Origin of the sequence: Streptomyces sp. UW30, from assembly GCF_008042075.1 — a bacterium.
Classification (GTDB): domain Bacteria; phylum Actinomycetota; class Actinomycetes; order Streptomycetales; family Streptomycetaceae; genus Streptomyces.
The window spans coordinates 1,419,575-1,433,412 of record NZ_RDBN01000053.1; the positions used below are offsets into that span (position 1 = coordinate 1,419,575).

General features: G+C 69.5%; 13 protein-coding genes. 6 read left to right on the forward strand and 7 right to left on the reverse strand.

Features of this window, described 5'->3' with window-relative positions; all coding sequences use genetic code 11:
• Window positions 1-100: 100 nt before the first annotated feature.
• Together EAO75_RS40870 and EAO75_RS40875 are read left to right on the forward strand one after the other, a co-directional pair.
• Complete coding sequence (locus EAO75_RS40870; RefSeq protein ID WP_148000579.1) at window positions 101-838, forward strand: response regulator transcription factor; 738 nt, start codon at window positions 101-103, stop codon at window positions 836-838.
• The gene (locus tag EAO75_RS40875; RefSeq protein WP_148000097.1) at window positions 835-2,295 is read left to right on the forward strand and encodes a sensor histidine kinase; all 1,461 of its coding nucleotides are present in this window, start codon (window positions 835-837) and stop codon (window positions 2,293-2,295) included. Before EAO75_RS40870 ends, EAO75_RS40875 begins: the two co-directional genes overlap by 4 nt.
• A gap of 94 nt (window positions 2,296-2,389) precedes the next feature.
• Here EAO75_RS40875 and EAO75_RS48385 read toward each other — a convergent pair whose 3' ends face one another.
• The 3 genes from EAO75_RS48385 to EAO75_RS40890 form a co-directional block, all read right to left on the reverse strand.
• A complete protein-coding gene (locus EAO75_RS48385; RefSeq protein WP_315987678.1) occupies window positions 2,390-2,560 on the reverse strand; it encodes a hypothetical protein in 171 nt (56 codons plus the stop codon).
• A 224-nt stretch (window positions 2,561-2,784) separates the two neighbouring features.
• Window positions 2,785-3,072: a hypothetical protein gene (locus EAO75_RS40885; protein ID WP_148000099.1), complete on the reverse strand. Its 288-nt coding sequence runs from the start codon at window positions 3,070-3,072 to the stop codon at window positions 2,785-2,787.
• Between the two features lie 183 nt (window positions 3,073-3,255).
• The gene (locus EAO75_RS40890; RefSeq protein WP_187284776.1) at window positions 3,256-4,017 is read right to left on the reverse strand and encodes a GNAT family N-acetyltransferase; all 762 of its coding nucleotides are present in this window, start codon (window positions 4,015-4,017) and stop codon (window positions 3,256-3,258) included.
• A 194-nt stretch (window positions 4,018-4,211) separates the two neighbouring features.
• Between EAO75_RS40890 and EAO75_RS40895 the strand changes: the two genes are divergently transcribed.
• Entirely contained in the window at window positions 4,212-5,180 is a 969-nt protein-coding gene (locus EAO75_RS40895; RefSeq protein ID WP_148000101.1) for an RNA polymerase sigma factor, read from the forward strand.
• 112 nt (window positions 5,181-5,292) lie between these two features.
• On the opposite strand, the gene EAO75_RS40900 is transcribed toward EAO75_RS40895, so the two are convergent.
• Together EAO75_RS40900 and EAO75_RS40910 are read right to left on the reverse strand one after the other, a co-directional pair.
• A complete protein-coding gene (locus tag EAO75_RS40900) occupies window positions 5,293-5,754 on the reverse strand; it encodes a hypothetical protein (protein WP_187284777.1) in 462 nt (153 codons plus the stop codon).
• Between the two features lie 69 nt (window positions 5,755-5,823).
• A complete protein-coding gene (locus EAO75_RS40910; RefSeq protein ID WP_148000103.1) occupies window positions 5,824-8,046 on the reverse strand; it encodes an MMPL family transporter in 2,223 nt (740 codons plus the stop codon).
• A 221-nt stretch (window positions 8,047-8,267) separates the two neighbouring features.
• Between EAO75_RS40910 and EAO75_RS40915 the strand changes: the two genes are divergently transcribed.
• Window positions 8,268-10,343, forward strand: coding sequence for a pectinesterase family protein (locus EAO75_RS40915; protein WP_148000104.1), 2,076 nt, complete (start codon window positions 8,268-8,270; stop codon window positions 10,341-10,343).
• A gap of 142 nt (window positions 10,344-10,485) precedes the next feature.
• The gene (locus EAO75_RS40920; RefSeq protein WP_148000105.1) at window positions 10,486-11,253 is read left to right on the forward strand and encodes a carbonic anhydrase; all 768 of its coding nucleotides are present in this window, start codon (window positions 10,486-10,488) and stop codon (window positions 11,251-11,253) included.
• A gap of 69 nt (window positions 11,254-11,322) precedes the next feature.
• Here EAO75_RS40920 and EAO75_RS40925 read toward each other — a convergent pair whose 3' ends face one another.
• Together EAO75_RS40925 and EAO75_RS47915 are read right to left on the reverse strand one after the other, a co-directional pair.
• Window positions 11,323-13,086 carry an ABC transporter ATP-binding protein gene (locus tag EAO75_RS40925; protein ID WP_148000106.1) on the reverse strand — a complete coding sequence of 588 codons (1,764 nt, stop codon included), beginning with the start codon at window positions 13,084-13,086 and terminating at the stop codon, window positions 11,323-11,325.
• Between the two features lie 96 nt (window positions 13,087-13,182).
• Window positions 13,183-13,311, reverse strand: a complete 129-nt coding sequence (locus EAO75_RS47915) for a hypothetical protein (RefSeq protein ID WP_261989624.1) — start codon at window positions 13,309-13,311, stop codon at window positions 13,183-13,185.
• 210 nt (window positions 13,312-13,521) lie between these two features.
• Here EAO75_RS47915 and EAO75_RS40930 point away from each other — a divergent pair, with 210 nt between their 5' ends.
• Window positions 13,522-13,833, forward strand: a complete 312-nt coding sequence (locus tag EAO75_RS40930) for a trypco2 family protein (RefSeq protein WP_148000107.1) — start codon at window positions 13,522-13,524, stop codon at window positions 13,831-13,833.
• Window positions 13,834-13,838: the final 5 nt, after the last annotated feature.

The following is a 13,838-nucleotide window of genomic DNA, read 5'->3' on the forward strand; positions in this document are numbered from 1 at the left end:
GATCCCTTGAGTGGTGACATACAGCGGCACCGTCAGCACCCGTACGGAGTTGCCCTCCTCGTCGGTGCCGTTGCGGGTGTTCTTGCTGTTGCCCGAGCCCATGAGCCCCGCCGATGGCGACCGTGACCCCCAGCGCATCCTGATCGTCGACGACGAGCCGGCGGTGCGGGAAGCACTCCAGCGCAGCCTCGCCTTCGAGGGATACGACACCGAGGTCGCGGTCGACGGCGCGGACGCCCTGGAGAAGGCGACCGCCTACCGGCCCGACCTCGTGGTCCTCGACATCCAGATGCCCCGCATGGACGGCCTGACCGCCGCCCGCCGCATCCGCGGCGCCGGTGACACGACGCCGATCCTGATGCTCACGGCCCGCGACACGGTCGGCGACCGCGTCACCGGGCTGGACGCGGGGGCCGACGACTACCTGGTCAAGCCGTTCGAACTGGACGAGCTTTTCGCCCGCGTCCGCGCCCTCCTGCGGCGCAGCTCCTACGCGGCGGCGGCCGGTGCGAGCCCTGCCGACGAGGACGAGGCGCTGACCTTCGCCGACCTGCGCATGGATCTCGCGACGCGGGAGGTCACGCGCGGTGGGCGGCCGGTGGAGCTGACCCGTACGGAGTTCACGCTGCTGGAGATGTTCATGGCGCATCCGCGCCAGGTGCTGACGCGTGAGCAGATCCTCAAGGCGGTCTGGGGCTTCGACTTCGAGCCGTCGTCGAACTCCCTGGACGTATACGTCATGTATTTGCGCCGCAAGACCGAGGCGGGTGGTGAGCCGCGGCTCGTGCACACGGTTCGGGGCGTGGGGTATGTGCTGCGACAGGGCGGGGCGGAGTGAGCAGGGTTCTACGCCGGTTCCGCTCGCTGCCGATTCGCTCGCGGCTGGCGTTGCTGGTGGCGGCGGCGGTGGCGTTCGCGGTGGCGGCGGTTTCGGTGACGTGTTGGTTCATTGTGCAGGGGAAGCTGTACGCCCAGGTCGACGAGGACCTCGAGAAGGCGGCGAAGCCTCAGCCGTACGCCGCGGTCGCGGCCACGCTCACCGAGTGCCCCAAGGAGCCGCAGGAGACCGCCAATACCTTCCGGGCACGGGACACCATCTATCTCCAGCTCGTGAAGACCGACGGGACGGCATGCGTCTCGTCGAACTCCGAAGGCACGGTGAGGACGACCAACTCCGACAAGCAGGTGGTCAAGGACTCGGGCAACAGCAAGAACACCCGCAACGGCACCGACGAGGAGGGCAACTCCGTACGGGTGCTGACGGTGCCGCTGTATGTCACCACTCAAGGGATCGGCTCGGAGCCACAGCTGTACCCCGGCGCCGCGCTCATGATCGCCGTGCCTCTCAACACCACGCAATCGACGCTCAACGAACTGGCCCTGATCCTCCTCCTCGTCTCCGGCGTAGGAGTACTCGGCGCAGGCGCAGCCGGCCTGGCCGTCGCCCGTGCCGGCCTCCGCCCCGTCGACAAGCTCACCGAGGCCGTCGAACACGTCGCCCGCACCGAGGACCTGAACATCCGTATCCCGGTCGAGGACGACGCCGAGGACGAGGTCGCCCGGCTCTCCCGATCCTTCAACTCCATGACCTCGTCGTTGGCCAGCTCCCGCGAGCTCCAGCAGCAGCTCATCGCGGACGCGGGCCACGAGCTCCGTACGCCCCTGACGTCATTGCGCACGAACATCGAACTCCTCACCCGCAGCGAGGAGACGGGCCGCCCGATCCCCGAGGCGGACCGCAAGGCCCTTCTCGCCTCCGTCAAGGCGCAGATGACCGAACTGGCCGCCCTGATCGGCGACTTGCAGGAGTTGTCCCGCTCGGAGGGGCAGCGGGGTGAGCGCGTGCAGGTGATCTCGCTGGAGGACACGGTCGAGGCTGCCCTGCGCCGGGCCCGGCTGCGCGGCCCCGAGCTGACGATCACCGCGGACATCCGGCCCTGGTACGTGCGGGCGGAACCGGCGGCCCTCGAACGCGCGGTGGTCAACATCCTCGACAACGCGGTGAAGTTCAGCCCCGCGTCCGGCACGATCGAGGTCGCCCTGCACGACGGTGTCCTGACCATCCGCGACCACGGCCCCGGCATCCCTGCCGACGAACTCCCCCACGTCTTCGACCGCTTCTGGCGTTCGCCGAGTGCGCGGGCCCTGCCGGGCTCGGGACTGGGCCTGTCGATCGTGGCGCGGACGGTCGAGCAGGGTGGCGGCCAGGTGACGCTGGCCCGCGCGGAGGGCGGGGGGACCGTGGTGACGGTGCGGTTGCCGGGGGCGCCTACGGCTCCTCCGGAGGCGGTGTAGGGCGTTCAGTCGGGGTCGGCTTCCTGGGAGGGAGAACGACATCTGGCTCCGCAGCGTGGGCAGCCATGATCGATGTGCTCCTTCGACGCGGAGGTCAGCAGAAGCCGAGCATGCCCGGGGAGTCGATGTCGACGGTGACCACGCCGGGCGGATAGTTCTGTTCACGGTCCGTGAGCAGAATCGACATCCCTGTGAACTCGGCACGCGGCAGTGCGCAGTAGAGGGCGTGGCAGATGTCAGGGCCGCCGTAGCCATCCCTGATCATGGTGCCGACAGTGACCGACGCACTTGTGTTCAAGTCGTCGACGACGACCGAAGAGAACGCGAGAACTCGGCCCGCAGCCCCCGCGTCCTCCGACTCCGCCTGCATGAGGCAGAGGGCGGGAATCCGGAGCAGGTCGCCCGGGGAACTCGCCATGTTCCCGGCGAGAAGGTTCAGTGTCTTGTGCCCCTCCGCGAGCGCTCGGGTGGCACCGGTGTCCAGAATGATCACGCGGCCGCAACCTGCGCCTTGCGCATCTTCTCAGCAGCGATCTTGTAGATGTTGCCGAGCACGTCGGGCGCCTTGTCGAACTCCTCGTCGCTGATGTCGACGCCGATCACGTCACGGACGACCTGCCGGTCGGCCGCCACCCGCTGGGCAATCTGCTCTGCCGTCGGCTGCTCCGAGGCCAGCTGCTCGACGAGCTGTCCCAGAGTCATCCCGCGCTCCTTGGCGACCTGCGCGAGATGGTCGCGGGCCTGCCGGGACACCTGAATGGTCGTGTTCTCTGCCATGACTCCACCATAGACGTGCCATAACCCTTGGGGTCCCGTTCTCCGCCCGGTTCATCTGATGGCGTTCATGCCCGCCTCGCCCTTGACGTCCTCCCCGAACGCCGACCAGGACGACGCCACGAAGATCAGCGGGCGGGCCGTCGGGTGACACGCCAACTCATCGGCGGCCTCGTTTCGGAGAGCTCAGGCGGCGGGGATGGCGAAGAGCTCGTACTCGGCCACGGTCTCGAACCCCATGCGGGGGTATACGAGGGCGCCGAGCGGGCTGGCCTGCAGTGTGCCGACGCTCAGGCCGCGCTCCCGTCCCGCCGTGAGAGCCGCCGTGCTGAGGGTGGTTCCGATTCCCTGCCGTCGGTGGTCGGGGGCGGTGCTCACGACGTAGACGCCCGCCACGCCGTGCGCTTCGTACAGCAGCGAAGTGCCCACGATGCGCCCGTCGCGGCGCCCGGCGAAGCGAGTGATCCGGGCCGAGTCCGGGCGTTGCGCTTCGATGCGCGCCGCGTCGTCGATGATCTCCGGTGTCACGCCGAACGAGGTGATGAACGCCCGCACCCACTCGCTCAGCGCGTCGAACCCTTCGACCGTTTCGATCTTCAGATCCGCCGGCCCCTCGGCGGGGGCGAGGCGATCGAGGCGGACGGACATGACCGGCGAGGACCCGAGCTTCACGGCACCGTGGTCGACGAGCCTGTTCGCCATGTCCGGGGCGCTGTCCGGCCCCACCCACCACATCCACGGGAGTCCGGCCATCCGGCTGACGGCGTGGCTGACCGTCCGCTCCAGCTGGTCGGTGTCGCTCAGCCGCAGAACTCCGTTGAGCTGGCCGTCGGCGAGCCCGCTGCGATAGTAGGTGAGCTCGCCGTCAGCGACTTCGGAGGCTCCCCAGCCGAGCCAGTAGTCACGGCAGTTGGCGAGCAGCGGTTCAAGATCTGATCGCTCGTTCACGTTCGCGTTCCCGTTGCCGTTCACCTTCATGGTCCCGTTCCCGTTCTCTTGAATCCTGTCGAGGGCATCGACAGGACGCCGACGGCGTCGCAAAGTTCGCTCGGGATCGTGTGACGTGCGTCACTGGGTCGCGGGGTCCTGTCGGCCGACCGCGCTACTTTGTGGGCGACCGACACCAACACCTGAGGGAATCCATGATCAGGGACTGGGCTGAGGCTGCTCGGCTTGAGGATGCGAGGTTGACCCGTGCCGCGCAGGCGGGTGAGGTCGCCGCGTTGGGTGTGCTGCTGGAGCGGCATCGGGCGGGGATGCGGGCGGTCGCGTTGAGCATTCTGGGGCCGGGTGCGGATGCCGATGACGTGATGCAGGACGCGGCGTTGACCGCGTTGCGGCGGATCGGCGACGTACGTGATCCGCAGGCCGTGGGCGCGTGGCTGCGGATGATCGTGCGCAACGCCGGCCGGACCGTGCTGCGTAGATCCGCTCTCCTGCAGCCGGTGGACGAGCTCCAACTGCCGTCGGACGACGCCGATCCGGCGCGGTGGCTGGAGCAGAACGCGTTGCGGGACTGGATATGGGAGGCGTTGGAGGAGCTGTCTCCGGCGCTCCGGATGCCGTTGGTGCTACGGCATTTCACCGCCCAGGTCACCTCGTACGAGCAGATCGCGAAGGCGTGCGGGGTGCCGGTCGGCACGGTGCGCAGCCGGCTCAGCCAGGGGCGGGTCAAGCTCGCCGCCGCCCTCGCCGCCACCGCCGACGCCGCGCACTCCGATACCGAACAGCGCGTCCGCGCCAGCCGCGTCGAGGCCCGTGAGACGCTCGACGCCGCCGAGTGCGGGCACTTCGGCAAGCTGGTCACCGAGCGCTGGTCGCCCGACGTCGCCCTGCTCAGGGGGAGGGACAGGATCGCCGACCGGGACATCCTCGTGCGCGGCATGCACAGCGACATCGAGGACGGTGTGCGTCAGCGCCTGGTCAACGCCGTCGCCGGGCGGTCGCTGACCATCTGGGAGATGGACATCCTCAATCCGGCCGACCACCCCGAGCACTGCCCGCCCTCCGTGGCCTGGCTCATGTCCCTCGACGCCGCCGGCCGGGCGCTCCAGCTGCGGCTCTTCCACCCCAGGCCGGTACAGGCCATCGAGGTCCTGCCCGTCATGTGACGGCATGTGGGTGTGCGTCAGATCCTGTGCGGGACAGGGTCGGCGCCCACCCGGGCACGTCCCCCCGCGTCGGGGGGAGGGACGTGCCGCCGTGGGCGAGGGAGGGGAGGGCTCAGCCGGCCGCGGGCGCGGGCAGGCCCCACTGGGAGAAGTCGACCTGGCCGTTGCCGCTCTTGGTCAGGAGGTCCTTCTTCCCTGACGCCCAGGCGATGGCGATCTTCTTGTCGGTCGAGATCTCCACCGTGCCCTTCACCCGGTCCTTGTTGGTCTTGTCGACGCAACTCAGCTGCATCGACGTCTGCTTGAGCAGGCCCTCACAGGCGTGCATGCTCTTGCCGTCCGTGCTCCGGAAGGCGAGCTGGACCTTGTCGCCCTTGACGATCATGGCGACCTCGTCGACGTCCGACGAGCCGACCCAGCCGCCGTCGAGCTTCACGGGGGCCTGGCTGTCCGCGGCCGCGTCCGGCGCGGCCTCGTCCGACGCCGCGGCGGACGGGGACGCGGCAGCCGGCGAGGAGGCGGACGGGGACGGGGAGGAGGCGGACGACGACGCGTCGTCCGAGTCGTCACCCATGCAGCCCGTCAACACCATGGTGCCGAAAGCAGCGGTGGCGACTGCGGACATCATTGACTTGCGCATTTCCTAAACACTTTCTGTGAGGGGGGTTTCCCGTTGGATGTGCGTGGGGTGGGCGGGACCGCTCTCGCTGATTCCGAAGCGGTCGTGGAAGGTGCGCAGCGGGCCCGGGGCGTACCAGGCCGCGCGGCCGAGCAGACGCATCGCGGCCGGCAGGAGTACGCCGCGCACCGCGATGGCGTCGATGAGGATCGCCAGGCCGCTGCCGAGGCCGAACATCTGCATGAAGCTGACCTTCGCGGTACCGAAGGCGAAGAAGCCGACCGCGAGGAGGACGGCGGCGGCGCTGACGATGCGGCCGGTGTGGCCGAGGCCGTGCACCACGGCGTCCTCGGTGCTCTCGCCCGCGTCGTGCAACTCCTTGACCCGGCTGGTGACGAACACCTCGTAGTCCATGGACAGGCCGAAGGCGATGCAGAACAGCAGGACCGTCATCGACGTGTCCATCGGCTGTGCCGTGAAGCCCAGCACATCGCTGAAGTTGCCCTCCTGGAAGATCCAGGTCATGGCACCGATGGCCGCCGCCAGGCTGATGATGTTCAAGGCCAGCGCGCGAATCGGCTGGACGATGCTCCCCGTGAACAGGAAGAGCAGGATGAACGTGGTGACCGCGACGATCCCCGCGGCCAGCGGCAGCCGGCTCGCGATCGACTCCTTGGCGTCCACGAGTTCGGCGTCCTCGCCGCCCACCAGCACCTCCTCGGTACCGGAGGGCGCCGGTACGGACCGCAGCGTCCCGACGAGATCCTGGGCCTCCTGCGACCCGGGCTCGGCGGCGGGGAAGACACTCAGGCGCTGCGCGTCGGGGCGGCCGAGGGCTTCGTTCGCCGGGCCCGGAGCGACCGAACCTTCCCGGGTATAGGTGCCGGTGACCGCCTCCACGCGGGCGACGCCGCCCAGACCCGCCAGCTTCCCGGCGTAGCTGTCCACGTTCTCGTAGTCCATGGCCCCGGTGACGACGACCTGGATCGCCCCGTCGTCGTCCCCGGTGAAGTCGCTCCGCAGGATCGCGGAGACCTGCCGGCTCTCCCCGTCCTGAGGGAGCACCCGCTCGTCGGGCGTACCGAACGAGACGCCCATGAGCGGCGACGCGGCGAGCAGCAGCACGGCCAGCACCGGCACTCCCGTCAGCACCGGGCGGCGCATGACGGTGCCGGCCAGCCGGCCCCAGAACGGCCGCTTCTCGCGGTGGTGGCCGGACTTGGGCCAGGGCAGCCGGCCCTTGTTGATGCGGTGTCCCAGCAGCATGAGCAGAGCCGGCATCACAAAGAGCGTGCTCACGGCCGCGATCACGACCACGCCGACACCGGCGTAGGCGAAGGAGCGCAGGAAGTACTGGGGGAAGACAAGGAGCGCGGTCAGCGCTACGGCGACGGTGGCGGCGGAGAACACGACCGTACGCCCCGCCGTGTGCACGGTCGTGCGGACCGCGTCCTCGACGGGCGCACCCTGGGCGAGCTGCTCCCTGAAGCGGCTGATCATCAGCAGCGCGTAGTCGATGCCGAGACCGAGGCCGAGGGCGGTGGTCAGGTTGATCGCGAAGATCGAGACGTCGGTGGCACTGCCCAGAAGGGACAGCTCGGCGAACGTGCCCGCCACCGCCACCGTGCCGATGGCAAGCGGCAGGAGCGCGGCGACCACTCCGCCGAAGACGATCAGCAGCAGCAACAGCGTCAGCGGTACGGCGATGATCTCCGCGAGCAGGAGATCCTTCAGCACCTGGTCCGACAACTCGGCGCTGACGGCGGTGCCGCCGCCGGCCCGGACGGTCAGCCCGTCGCGCTCGCCCACGTAGGTGTCGATGACGTCCTTGGAGTTGGTGTCCCGCGTCGCCTCGTCGCCCTTCACATGAGCCAGCACCATGGCCGAACGGCCGTCGCGGGCCTTGAGCGCATCGCTGTCCGTGTTCCAGAAGGAGATGACGTTGCTGAGTTCGGTCTCCTTGCGGAGCTCGGCCACCAGCTGCCGGCCGCCCTGCTCCACCTCCGGGTCGGTGACCTGCTTGTCACCGCCGGAGACCAGGAGGATCAGGTTCGTCTGCCCGCCGAACTTGTCGTTGATGACCTGATGCGCGGCCGTCGACTGCGCATCGGGGTCGTCGAAGCCGCCACCCACCAGCTTTCCGAAGGCTCCCGCACCCACAACGCCCATGACGGCGACGAGTACTGCGGCGGCGAGGAGAACGGCTTTGGGCCACCGGACGGTAATCCCTGCTACCCGATCGAACACATTCCTGCCCTTTCCAAGTCTGCGTTTGCTTCACGTGAGTTGGCGACGCCTGAGCCGGCGTGCGCACACAAGACGGGGCGGGGAGGCAGGAGTTCGCTTCAGGTGGCGTGAGCTGCGTCACAGGTGACCGACGGCTCTTCGCGGCCTGCGGGGCGGCAACCTTTCCCGGCGAGGCGGCGACAGATCCCCGGATCATCCCCCCGCACGGAACGGATCACCGCATGAGTGAGCAGCACGGCAAGGCCCGGCACCGCAGAAGCCGCAAAGCCCTGGCGGTCGGGGTCCCCCTCGCCCTGGCCGCCGCCGGCACCCTCGCCTACGGCACCGACCTCGGCCTCCTCGGCTCCGGCGCCCAGCAGCGCGCGTCCGCCGCCACCGCCGCGGCGCCCGCCTGGGCCACAGCCGCCGCCGACGGATTCGCCTCCGTCAACTCCCTTGGGCAGAACGGGACTTACGGCGGCCGGGACGGGCAGATCGTCACCGTCAGGACGCAGGCCGAGCTGGAGAAGTACGCCACGGCCGCCGAGCCGTACGTCATCGTCGTGGCCGCCACCATCAACATGAACCCGGTCGGGAAGGAGATCAAGGTTCAGTCCGACAAGACCATCGTCGGGTCCGGGACCTCCGGGCACATCGTCGGCGGCGGCTTCTTCCTCGGCTCCGGTGTGCACAACGTGATCATCCGGAACCTGACCATCCGGGACGCGTACCAGGGCGTCTGGAACGACAAGGACCACGACTTCGACGCGATCCAGATGGACGGCGCCCATCACGTGTGGATCGACCACAACGATCTGCGGCACATGGCCGACGGGCTCATCGACGTCCGCAAGGACAGCACGAACGTGACCGTCTCCTGGAACAAGCTGAGCAACGACAACAAGGCCTTCGGGATCGGGTGGACGGACAACGTCGTCACCGACATCACGATCCACCACAACTGGATCCGCGAGACCGAGCAGCGCAACCCCTCCGCCGACAACGCCGCCCACGCGCACCTCTACAACAACTTCCTGGAGGACGTCGCCGGCACCGACATCAAGTCGTCGTACGGCAACTACTCGCGCGGAAGGACGGCGATGGTCCTGGAGAACTCCTCCTTCCAGGGCGTCAACAACCCCGTCATCAAGGACGCCACCGCGACGCTCGTCCAGCGCGGCAACGTCTTCTCCGGCACCAGCGGCCGTAACGAGAGCGGCGGTACGGCCTTCGATCCGAAGAGCTTCTACCCGTACACGCTCGACCCGGCGGCGAACGTGCCCTCGCTCCTCACGTCGGGTGCGGGGCCGCGCGGTTCCATAGGTACGACCAGCGGCGCCGCCGCGAGCACCAAGGCCGCGACCACCCTCACGGTCGCCAAGGACGGCAGCGGGCAGTACCGGACCGTGCAGGCCGCCGTGAACGCCGTACCCGCGAACAACGCCTCCCGTGTCGTGATCGCCGTGAAGCCGGGGACGTACCGCGAGGTCGTGAAGATCCCCGCCGGCAAGCCGCACGTCACCGTCCAGGGCACGGGTGGCAGCCGCAAGGACACGGTCATCGTCTACGGCAACGCGGCGGGCATGCAGAAGCCGGACGGCTCGGGCACGTACGGCACCCCCGGCAGCGCCACGCTCTCCGTCCAGTCGGACGACTCCCAGGTCCGCAACCTGACCGTCACCAACGACTTCGACGAGGCCGCGAACCAGTCCCTCTCCGGCCATCAGGCGGTCGCGCTGCTCACCACCGCCGACAAGGTCGTCCTCGACTCGCTGATCGTCAACGGCGACCAGGACACCCTGGAGCTGGAGACCGCCGCCAAGGACAAGCTCGGCCGTGTCTACATCGCGGGCTCCTACATCACCGGCAACGTCGACTTCATCTTCGGCCGGGCCTCCGCCGTCATCGACCGCTCGGTCATCACCCTGAAGAAGCGCTGGAACGGCACCTCGGCCGGCTACGTCACCGCTCCGAGCACGCCCGGCAACCGCAAGGGCATCCTGCTCAACCGGTCCACCGTCAACGGCGATGTCGCGAGCGGCAGTTACTACCTCGGCCGCAACTGGCACCCCGGCGGTGACACCACCGTCGACCCGCAGACCACGGTCCGGGACAGCACCCTGAGCGCGGCCGTGAAGTCGACGCCCTGGTCGGACATGGGCGGCTTCCCCTGGAAGGACGACCGCTTCGCCGAGTACCGGAACACCGGCCCGGGCGCCGGTTCGGCGAGCTCCGAGCGGCCCCAGCTGACCGACGCGCAGGCGGCCGGGCAGGAGGTCGCCGACTGGCTCGGGGACTGGACGCCGACGGCCGGCTGAGGCGCCTCGACAGCCTCGAAGGTCAAGGCGGGCGCGGGAGAACACCAAGAGCGGACCAACGTTGGATCATGGCTTCCCCGCGCCCGGCCATGATTCAGTAACGCGAACGTTTGTCCGGTCATTCGAGCGTACGTTCCCAGCCGTGAACGCTGAGAGATCAGTCGGCGCCGAGCCGACCGCAGCATCCGCCCACACGCGGTTCGCCCCTGCCTCCCCCGCCCGCCGCGCACTCCTGCGGGCCGGGCTCACCGGAGCCGCGGCACTGGGGGCCACCGCCGCCCTCGGCGCGGCTCCCGCCTCCGCCACCCCTGCCTCCCGCCGTCGGCCCGGCACCCCCGAGGAAGCTCTGCGTGAGCTGGCCGCGGGCAACCGGCGCTGGCGCACCTTCCGCCAGCAGCACCCGAACGAATCGCCCACCGTCCGCCAGAGTCTGACGTCCGGTCAGCATCCTTTCGCCCTCGTCCTCGGCTGCATCGACTCGCGGGTCCCGCCGGAGCTGGTCTTCGACCAGGGCCTGGGTGACCTGATGACCGTGCGCTCCGCCGGTGAGGTCCTGGACGAGGCCGTACTCGGCAGCGTCGCCTACGGGGTGCTCGAACTGGACATCCCGCTGGTGCTGGTGCTCGGACACCAGTCGTGCGGCGCCGTGAAGGCCGCCGTCGCGGCGGACGAGTCCGGCGAGCAACTGCCGGCGCACATCCAGTACATAGCCGACCGCATAGCCCCGAACATAGACCGCACCAAGGAGGGGGACGCCCGCGTCGACTCGACCATCGACGCCAACGTACGGGCCGTCCGCGCCGCCCTCGCCGCCGAGCCCGACCTCGCCGCGAAGGTGTCCTCCGGCGAACTGGCCATAGTCGGCGCCCGCTACGAACTGACCACCCAGCACGTCCACCCGGTCACCTGACGACCGAGGGCGTCCTGGGGCCCCGGCATGCTCGGCGTCAGTGGGGGCCGAGCATGCCGGGGGGGGGAGTCACCCCGAGGTGGGAAACAGGACCAGCGTGTCCTGCGGGCCCGGTCCCGCCAGCCCCGCATACACCCCGCCCCGCCCCACCAACTCCGCGTGCGTTCCCGTCTCCACCAGCTGCCCGCCGTCCATGACCAGCACCCGGTCCGCGTCCGGTGCCAGGCTCAGGTCGTGGGTGATCATGATCGTGGTGCGGCCGGACATCAGGCGGCGCAGTGGCTGGACGATCTGGCGGGCGGCCACCGCGTCGAGGCCGGCCGTGGGTTCGTCGAGGACCAGGACGGGGGCGGCGCGGAGCATCGCGCGGGCGATGGTGATCCGCTTCAGCTGTCCGCCGGACAGGGCCGCCGCGCCGGGGGCGACAGGGGTGTCGTAGGCCTCGGGGAGCGCGGTGATGAAGTCGTGGGCCGCCGCCGCGCGTGCCGCCTGCTCGATGTCCGCCTCGCTCGCGCCGGGCCGGCCGCACGCGATGTTCTCGCGGATGGTGCCGTTGAGGATCAGGGTCTCCTGGGGCAGCAGGGCCACGTTCTCGCGCAGGAACTCCAGTCCCAGGTGCGGGAGCGGCACGCCGTCCAGGGTGATCACGCCCGCGGCGGGGTCGTAGAAGCGGGTGAGGAGCCCCGCGGTCGTGGACTTGCCGGCGCCGGACGGGCCGGTGACGACGATCAGTTCGCCGGGGCCGACCGTGAAGGTCAGGTCCTTCACGGACTCCCTGGCCGACCCCGGGTAGCCGAAGGTCACCCCGTGGAAGCCGACCCGGCCCCGCACCGGCCACTGCGCGACCGGGTCGGCCGGGTCGGTGACCGCCGGCTCCGCGTCCAGGATCTCGCCGAGGCGCTGGGCGCCGGCCGTGGCGGCGGTGAGGGTGAGCCCGAGCCGGCCGAGGTTGCGGACCGGCGGGTAGAGGTAGCCGATGAAGGCCGCGAAAGCGAGGAGTTGGCCCAGCGTCATACGGCCGGCCGAGATCTCCCAGACGCCCAGGCCGATCACGGTCAGCACGCAGATCGTCTCGACGACCTCGACGAACTGCTCGTACATCTCGCCGAGCCGCGCGCCGCGCACGGACGCCTTCATCCAGGCCCGCGCCTCGCGGTCGAGCAGCTTCTCCTCGGCCCGGCGGCGGTTGTAGGCCTGGGTGAGGACGACGTTGCCCAGGGACTCCTCGACGACCGAGGTGATCGAGCCGTCGGCGACCCGTTCGTCCTGGGCGGCGGTGCGGATACGGCCGGAGAAGCGGCGGGCGGCCAGCAGGAACAGGGGCGCGAGCACGAAGGTGGCCAGGGCCAGGTCCCAGCGCAGACAGAGGGCCGCCGCCGAATAGAAGACCGCCGAGAACACCGCCGCGACGGTGCCGACCACGCCGGAGACGACCATCTCCTCGATGGCCTCGACGTCCCCGGTGAGCCGCTCGACCAGGTCACCGCGGCGGTGCTGCTGGAAGAAGTGCGGCGGCAGGTCCTGGACGTGCCGGAACACCTTCGCGCGCAGCCGCAGCACGAATCTCTCGGCGGTCCAGGTGGCCAGCGAATTGCCCAGATATCCGACCAGCGCACCCAGCACGGCGACGCCCAGCCAGGCCGCCGCCGGGCCCCAGAACGCCGACAGCGAACCGGCTTTGAGCGCATGGTCGGTGAGCTCGGCGAACAGCAGGATCGACGCGGTCTCGGCCAGCGCGGACACCACCACGCAGGCCACGATGACGACCAGCCACCTGCGGTCCCCGCACGTCAGCGGCCAGAACCGGCGGAACGCCGTACGCACTTCCCTCATGCTCAAGTCCCTCTCCGATGCCGGGAAAGCCCGGACATGCCGGAGGCGGGATCCCGAAGCCCGAGCGCTCCGGTGACCCCGCCTCTTCCGTCGGCCTCAGCCCTTGTGCGCGACCGGACGCCGCTTCGGCGCGGCCTTCTTCGCGGTGGGCTTCTTCTTCGGCGCCGGGGCCGGGGCGGCGGGCTTGCGGGTCTTCTTGACGGGGGCGATCTTGTGGAAGCTCATCATGCTCTCCTTTGTTCCTGCTGTTTCCTATGCCGAATTTCTTTCGACACGGAAAACGTTACGGGAGCCCGAACCAGGAAATCGCCAATTCCGCTGAGACCTCTATTAATTGAGCCTGAGAGAATTTCTCAGAGAATTCCCGGAACCAAACCGGACTTCACACAGGACTTAATACGCGACTAGCATGCCTCCATCAGAAGGGGGACTGCGGTGGAGATCAGACTCGCGGACGCGCTCAGGGCACTGCGCAACGAACTGTCCCAAGCCGCCCTGGAGGCCGACGGCCAGCCGGTCCGCCTCCACGTCGAGACGGTCAACCTGGATCTCCAGGTCTCTGTCACCGACAGCCTGGAAGCGGGCGGCGGAGTGAAGTTCTGGGTGCTGTCGGCCGACGCGAAGGCCGCCGGCAGCACCGCCGTCACGCACACCGTCTCCCTTCAGCTGAAGGCCGAGACGGCGGACGGAGGCCGGGTCCTGACCGGCTCCGACCCGGCCGACCGGGTGCACCTGACGGACGAGTGACCGGC